The 6,858-nt window shown below is 73.7% G+C and carries 6 protein-coding genes; 4 read left to right on the top strand and 2 right to left on the bottom strand.

Annotated features, from left to right (window positions below; all coding sequences use genetic code 11):
• Positions 1-162: 162 nt before the first annotated feature.
• A complete protein-coding gene (locus ACFWBN_RS06605) occupies positions 163-1,551 on the bottom strand; it encodes a hypothetical protein (RefSeq protein ID WP_385171537.1) in 1,389 nt (462 codons plus the stop codon).
• Positions 1,552-1,587: 36 nt separating this feature from the next.
• On the opposite strand from ACFWBN_RS06605, the gene ACFWBN_RS06600 reads away from it, so the two are divergent.
• Complete coding sequence (locus ACFWBN_RS06600) at positions 1,588-2,163, top strand: hypothetical protein (RefSeq protein ID WP_385171534.1); 576 nt, start codon at positions 1,588-1,590, stop codon at positions 2,161-2,163.
• Here the strand turns inward: ACFWBN_RS06600 and ACFWBN_RS06595 are convergent.
• Positions 2,160-2,780 carry a TetR family transcriptional regulator gene (locus ACFWBN_RS06595; RefSeq protein ID WP_385171531.1) on the bottom strand — a complete coding sequence of 207 codons (621 nt, stop codon included), beginning with the start codon at positions 2,778-2,780 and terminating at the stop codon, positions 2,160-2,162. The genes ACFWBN_RS06600 and ACFWBN_RS06595 overlap by 4 nt on opposite strands.
• 164 nt (positions 2,781-2,944) lie before the next feature.
• Between ACFWBN_RS06595 and ACFWBN_RS06590 the strand changes: the two genes are divergently transcribed.
• From ACFWBN_RS06590 to ACFWBN_RS06580, 3 genes are all read left to right on the top strand, one after another.
• The gene (locus tag ACFWBN_RS06590; protein ID WP_385171528.1) at positions 2,945-4,699 is read left to right on the top strand and encodes a glycoside hydrolase family 3 protein; all 1,755 of its coding nucleotides are present in this window, start codon (positions 2,945-2,947) and stop codon (positions 4,697-4,699) included.
• A gap of 194 nt (positions 4,700-4,893) precedes the next feature.
• Positions 4,894-5,634, top strand: a complete 741-nt coding sequence (locus ACFWBN_RS06585; protein ID WP_385171525.1) for a response regulator transcription factor — start codon at positions 4,894-4,896, stop codon at positions 5,632-5,634.
• Between the two features lie 89 nt (positions 5,635-5,723).
• Positions 5,724-6,776, top strand: a complete 1,053-nt coding sequence (locus ACFWBN_RS06580) for an ATP-binding protein (RefSeq protein WP_385171874.1) — start codon at positions 5,724-5,726, stop codon at positions 6,774-6,776.
• The last annotated feature ends 82 nt before the right edge of the window (positions 6,777-6,858 follow it).

Raw genomic sequence — 6,858 nt, 5'->3', positions numbered from 1 at the left:
CCTCGGAGTTCTGGGGTTTGGTCATTCGCAACCTGCGGTGGGGGTCGGCGCACCCCCGCGGGCGATCGGGGGTTTGGTACCGCGTCTGTACGACACGGTCCGCCCCATCCTCCTCGGGGCCCGCGGCCGCCGGACGCCCGGCCCCGGCGCTGCCGACGCGGGCTAGCGGCAGGTGTTCGGGCGGGCGTAGACCGCCACGCGGGCGCCGTGCACCTCGGTGATCGAGCACAGGTCGAACCAGGCGGACAGCGTCTGCCGTTTGACCGCCTCGCGCGGGTACGGGTCCACCGGCTGGCCGGTCGGGTCCAGCAGGGCGATGACCCGGGGGGAGGCGATCAGTGCCTCGCGGATCGCCACCGAGGGCAGTTCGGTGCCCTGGAGGCTGCGCGAAGCCGCCGGGGTGCGGTCCAGCGCCACGTCGCGCAGGCTCCCGTAGAGCTGGGGTGAGGACAGCAGCCACTCGCGCCGGCGCGACGGGAGGAAGACCACCGCGTCACCCGGCCGGGCCCGTTCCCGGACGGCGGCGGCAACGGCGAGGACGTCGTCCTTGCGGCTCTCGGGCGTGCGCAGCCACACCGACCAGAAGGCGCAGGGCACGAGCAGCGCGCCCACCAGCAGCCACGGCCACCACCCGCGGGCCGCCGCGAGCCGCGCCCCGGCCAGGAGGGCGAGCCCGGCCAGCGCGTAGAGCACGTACCGGTCGACGTACCAGGGGTGGAGGAGCGAGACCGCCATCAGGAGGCCGGGAGGCAGCAGGGCGAGCGGCACGGCCACCCGTACGAGGTCCCTGTTCCCGGCGCCTCGCGCGAGCAGCAGCACCGCGCCCGCGAGCACCCCGTACGCCGCCCAGTCCTGCCAGCCCGGCCGCCCGAGCCAGCCGAGCTGCTGCGCGGCCTGGCGGGCGCTCACCAGGGCCAGCGGCAGCAGCAGGGCGGCGACGGCCCCGGCGGCGATCCGCCAGCCGCGCGAGCGCCAGGCGGTGAAGGCGTGGGCGAGCAGGGCCAGGGCGGCGAACTCGTGGAGCCAGCAGCCGAGCAGCAGGACCAGCGCGTACGCCGTCCACCGCTCGCGCAGCATCAGGTACGTCGCCCAGACCACGGCCGCGGCGACCAGGGCGTACGAGCGCCCCTCCTGGGCGTACATCTGCACGGGCGGCAGCACGGCGTACACCAGCCCGGCGAGCAGCGCGGCCCGCTCCCCCGCGAGGCGGTGGGCGATCGCGGCCACCCCGGCGGCCGCGAGGGCGGTGGCGGCGACGGAGGGCAGGCGCAGGGCCCAGAGGCCGCCGTCCCAGGCCAGGAACACGCCGTGCATCAGGAGGTAGTACAGGCCGTGCACGGCGTCCACCTGGCCCAGCAGCTCCCAGAGCCCGCCGAGCGGCCGGTGGGCGACCTGCCAGGTGACGGATTCGTCGCGCCACATGCTGCCGCCGCGCTCCAGGCCCCAGAGGCCCAGGAGGACGGCGAGCAGCGGGGGCAGCACGCGCCAGGGGGCGATGCGGCGGCGGATGGCGGCCTCCTGGTGCTGTCGTATCGGGTGTGGGCACTCCATACTCGGGGTTCGGGCCGAGTACCTGCGGAGGTGGGTGTGCGAGCGTTCCGGGCGGCGGCGGTGGCGACGGTGACCGCGGTGCTGAGTGCGGTGGTCCTGGCCGGGTGCGGGCCGTCCGGTTCCGGTGCCGGCTCCGGGGGCGATGGTGACGCTCCTCCGGCGACCCCGACGAGCGCCGGCTCGGCGCCCGCGACGCCCCCGGCCGCGACGCCCCCGCCCGCGACGCCCCCGGCCACCACGACGCCTCCGGCCGCCTCCCAGCCCCCCGCCGCCGGGGAGACCCTGGTCCGGGTCAGCCGCAGCGGCGGTTTCGCCGGCGAGACGCACACCCTCATCGTCAAGGGCGACGGGTCGTGGACCCGGCTGGACGGCAAGGCCAAGCAGGAGGGTTCCGGCAGGCTGGAGCAGGCGGATCTCGACGCCCTGCGCGCCGCCCTCACGGAGGCGGACTTCGCCCGCCTGCCGCGGATCGCGACGAGCAGCCCCAAGATCTTCGACGGGTTCTTCTACGCGTTCGTGCACGGCGGGTACGAGGTCGCCGCCGACCAGGGCGCCCTGTCACCGGCCCTCGACAAGGTGCTGGGCCTGCTGCCCTCCTTCACGAACGGCTAGGCGGCGATCTCCCGCAGCTGCCGGTCCAGGTACGCCCGCAGCCGGGCCGGCATGTCCACGCTCCCGGGGTCCAGCACCCACTGGATCTGCAGGCCGTCCATGACCGCGAGGAGCTCCCGGCCCACGGCCTCGCAGTCGGTGCCGGGCCGCAGTTCGCCGCGTGCGACGCCCGCCTCCAGCAGCTCGACGGTGTAGCCGAGCACGCGGGCGTAGCGCTGCCGGAAGTAGTCGTGCGCGGGGTGCCCCGGGTTGCTCGACTCGCCGACCAGGGTGTTGAACATCCGGACGATGCCGGGCCGCCGCTCGTTGTCGGCGGCGAGCGCGACGACGGTGTCGAAGTGCGCGGCGACCGATCCGGCCGGCTCGCTGAACAGCCGCTCCACGTCGTGCTGCTCGCTCTGTGCGAGCACCGACAGCAGCAGGTCCTCCTTGCTGCGGAAGTGGTGCAGCAGCCCGCCCTGGGTGATCCCGCAGCCGGCCGCGATCCGGGCCAGCGAGGAGGCGTGGAAGCCCCACTGCGCGAAGTGTTCGACCGCGGTGTCGAGGATCTTCTGCCGGCGGGCGTCACCCACCGCGTAGGTCCCCCGGCCGGCCGTTCGCCCCTTGTCCTGTGCCATGCGGACCACCCTAGGCCCGCCCCTTTCCGCCGCCCCCGGAAGAGTGATCCAGGTCACTTCCGAAAACCTAGTGGGTGCATGGTTTTCGCGTTTACGTTGGGCACCCGGTCGGCGACGAGGCCCGCAGCGCCAGGCCGCGGCCCCGCAACCCCTCAGGAGCCCCCGTGAACACCCCCGCCTACAAGGACGCCTCGCTCCCCGTGGACCTGCGCGTCGAGGACCTGCTCTCCCGGATGACGCTGGAGGAGAAGGCCGGCCAGCTCTTCCACTCCATGCTGATGATGAATCCGGACGGCACCCCGGTCACCGAGACCGACGGCTCGATGCTGCCCTTCACCACCCCGGAGCTGATCGAGGGCCGCCTCCTCACGCACTTCAACCTCCTGGGCACCTACGGGGCCCGCGAGATGGCCCAGTGGCAGAACGCCGTCCAGGAGATGGCCGCGGCCACCCGCCTCGGCATCCCGGTCACCCTCTCCACCGACCCCCGCCACGCCTTCACCGACAACGTCGGCGCCTCCTTCAACTCCGGCGCCTTCTCCGCCTGGCCGGAGGCCCTGGGCCTGGCCGCCATCGGCGACCCCGAGCTGGTCCACCGCTTCGCGGACACCGTCCGCCGCGAGTACCTGGCCGTCGGCTTCCGCGTCGCCCTGCACCCGCAGATCGACCTGGCCACCGAGCCCCGCTGGGCCCGCCAGACCGGCACCTTCGGCTCCGACGCCCGCCTGACGGGTGAGCTCGTACAGGCCTACGTACGCGGCCTGCAGGGGCCTGAGCTCGGCCCCGAGTCGGTGTCCGCCATGGTCAAGCACTTCCCCGGCGGCGGCCCGCAGAAGGACGGCGAGGACCCGCACTTCGCGCACGGCAAGGAGCAGATCTACCCGGGCGGCATGCGCGAGCACCACCTGGAGCCCTTCAAGGCGGCCATCGCCGCCGGCTGCGCGCAGATGATGCCGTACTACGGCCAGCCGATCGGGACGGACTGGGAGGAGGTCGGCTTCGGCTTCAACAAGGGCGTGGTCACCGGCCTGCTCCGCGAGGAACTCGGCTTCGAGGGCATCGTGTGCACCGACTGGGGGCTGCTCAACGACGCGACGATCTTCGGCCAGACGCACCCCGCCCGGGCCTGGGGCCTGGAGCACCTGGACGTCGCCGAGCGCGCCGCCCGCGCCCTGGACGCCGGATCCGACCAGTTCGGCGGCGAGCAGTGCCCCGAGGTCGTCGTCGAGCTGGTCCGCTCCGGCCGGATCCTGGAGTCCCGGATCGACGAGTCCGTACGCCGGCTGCTGCGCGAGAAGTTCCGGCTCGGCCTGTTCGAGAACCCGTACGTGGACCCGGACGCGGCGGCCGAGACGGTCGGCCGGGCCGACTTCGCGGCCATGGGCGCCGCGGCCCAGCGCCGCTCGCTCACCGTCCTGACGAACGGGCGCGGCACGCTGCCGGTCTCCGGCCGGCCGAGGCTGTTCGTGCGGAACGTGGACGAGGCCGTCGCCGCCGGGTACGGCGAGGTCGTGGCCGACCCGGCCGACGCCGACCTGGCCGTTCTGCGCCTGCGGACCCCGTACGAGCCGCGCGAGAACATCTTCGAGTCCTTCTTCCACTCGGGTTCGCTGGCCTTCCCCGAGCCCGAGCTGGCCGAGATCCTGGCCCTCCTGGACACCGTCCCGACCCTGGTCTGCATCAACCTGGAGCGGGCCGCCGTCATCCCGGAGATCGCCGAGCGCGCGGCGGCCCTGATCGCCGATTACGGCGCCTCGGACGACGCCCTGCTGGACGTGGCCTTCGGCCGCGCCGTGCCCGAGGGACGGCTCCCCTTCGAGCTCCCGCGCTCGATGGCGGCGGTCGCCGCCTCCCGCCCGGATGTGCCGAACGACACGGAGGACCCGGTCTTCGCGCACGCCCACGGGCTGCCCTTGTAGGGCCCACACAACGCGAGGCGCCTGACCGCCTCGCCCGCCGGGTGCCGTTCCCGTGGGGGGTGCGGCACCCGGTACATACCCCGCTCCACCAGGGCGTTCCGTACAAATACCCTGTCCGAACCCGACATAGCCGCAGGCCGGTGCCTCCTCTACGCTGCACCCCACCACGCAGATCTTCAGGGGCGGACCGGGACATGGAACAGACGCACACCACCCACAACAACACCTCGGCGACCCCCGGCGCCCAGCGGCGGGTACTCGTCGTCGAGGACGACCAGACCATCGCCGAGGCCATCGCGGCGCGCCTGCGCGCCGAGGGCTTCCAGGTACAGACGGCCGCGGACGGGCCTGCCGCCGTCGCCGCGGCCGAGAGCTGGCTGCCGGAGCTGCTGGTCCTGGACGTGATGCTGCCCGGTTTCGACGGCCTGGAAGTCTGCCGCCGGGTCCAGGCGCAGCGGCCGGTACCGGTGCTGATGCTGACCGCCCGGGACGACGAGACCGACCTGCTGGTCGGTCTCGGGGTCGGCGCGGACGACTACATGACGAAGCCGTTCTCGATGCGCGAGCTGGCCGCGCGGGTGCACGTACTGCTGCGGCGGGTGGAGCGGGCCACACTGGCCGCGCACGCGCCGCGCGGGGCCACGCTGCGGCTGGGCGATCTGGAGATCGACCACGCGCAGCGCCGGGTCCGTGTGCAGGCCGAGGACGTGCACCTGACGCCGACCGAGTTCGACCTGCTGGTGTGCCTGGCCGGGACGCCGCGGGCGGTGCTCTCGCGGGAGCAGCTGCTGGCCGAGGTGTGGGACTGGGCCGACGCGTCCGGGACCCGTACGGTCGACAGCCACATCAAGGCGCTCAGGCGCAAGATCGGCGCGGAGCGGATCCGTACCGTCCACGGCGTCGGGTACGCCCTGGAGACCCCGGCCCAGTCGTGAGCGCCCCGTCGGCGAGGCAGCGGGAGCAGGACCGGCAGCGGCAGCAGCACCGGCACCAGCCACGGCCGCGCCAGCGGCCCGCCGGGGGGCTGCAGCCCTTCTCGCCCTTCTCGATCAAGACCAAGCTGGGCACCCTCGTGGTGGTCTCGGTCTTCATCACGACGGGCCTGCTGCTGGTGGCCCTGCGCACCGACACCGAGCTGCGGTTCATCACGGTCTTCTCGGTGATCGCCTCGATGCTGATCACCCAGTTCGTGGCGCACAGCCTGACCTCGCCGCTGGACGAGATGACGCGGGTGGCCCGGGCGATCTCCCACGGGGACTACACGCGCCGGGTGCGCGGGGCCGGGCGCCGCGACGAGCTGGGCGACCTGGCCGCCACGATCAACCTGATGGCGGACGACCTGGAGGCGGTGGACCGGCACCGCAAGGAGCTCGTCGCCAACGTCTCGCACGAGCTGCGCACGCCGATCGCCGCGCTGCGGGCGGTGCTGGAGAACGTGGTCGACGGGGTTTCGGCCGCCGATCCGGAGACCATGCGCACGATGCTGAAGCAGACCGAGCGCCTCGGCCGCCTCGTGGAGACCCTGCTGGACCTGTCCCGGGTGGACAACGGGGTGGTCCCGCTGAAGGCGCGCCGCTTCGAGGTGTGGCCGTACCTGTCGGGCGTTCTGAAGGAGTCCGCGCTGGCGGCCGCCGGGCGGCCGGGGCTGCTCTCCGGTTCGGGCGGGCACACGCGCAACGACGTGCACCTGCACCTGGACGTCTTCCCGCCCGAGCTGACGGCGTACGCGGACGCGGAGCGCCTGCACCAGGTCGTGGCGAACCTGATCGACAACGCGGTCAAGCACAGCCCCCCGCACGGCCGGGTCACGGTCCGCGCCCGGGCCGGCGACGCGCCCGGGAGCCTGGCGCTGGAAGTCCGGGACGAGGGCCCCGGCATCCCGGAGGCGGAGCGGCACCGGGTCTTCGAGCGGTTCAACCGGGGCAGTGCCCGCGGCGGCGACGGCGGCACGGGCCTGGGCTTGGCCATCGCGCGCTGGGCCGTGGAGCTGCACGGCGGGCGGATCGGAGTGGCCGAATCGTCACGGGGCTGCCGCATCCTTGTCACCCTTCCGGGCAGCTCGCAGGCAGCGCGTTGACGTAGGGTTCGAGTGGGAAGGACATGATCTCGGCCACACGTATCCGGGGTCCGTCAGGGGTGCGAAGCCATGGGGGCCGCAA

This window comes from Streptomyces sp. NPDC059989, from assembly GCF_042736975.1.
Classification (GTDB): domain Bacteria; phylum Actinomycetota; class Actinomycetes; order Streptomycetales; family Streptomycetaceae; genus Streptomyces.
This window is presented reverse-complemented; position numbering and strand designations above follow the sequence as displayed.

Bases quoted from the DNA above. Each gene is read 5' to 3' on its own strand.
- ACFWBN_RS06605 (WP_385171537.1), bottom strand. From the start codon at position 1,551: ATGGAGTGCCCACACCCGATACGACAGCACCAGGAGGCCGCCATCCGC.
- ACFWBN_RS06595 (WP_385171531.1), bottom strand. From the start codon at position 2,780: ATGGCACAGGACAAGGGGCGAACGGCCGGCCGGGGGACCTACGCGGTG.
- ACFWBN_RS06585 (WP_385171525.1), top strand. From the start codon at position 4,894: ATGGAACAGACGCACACCACCCACAACAACACCTCGGCGACCCCCGGC.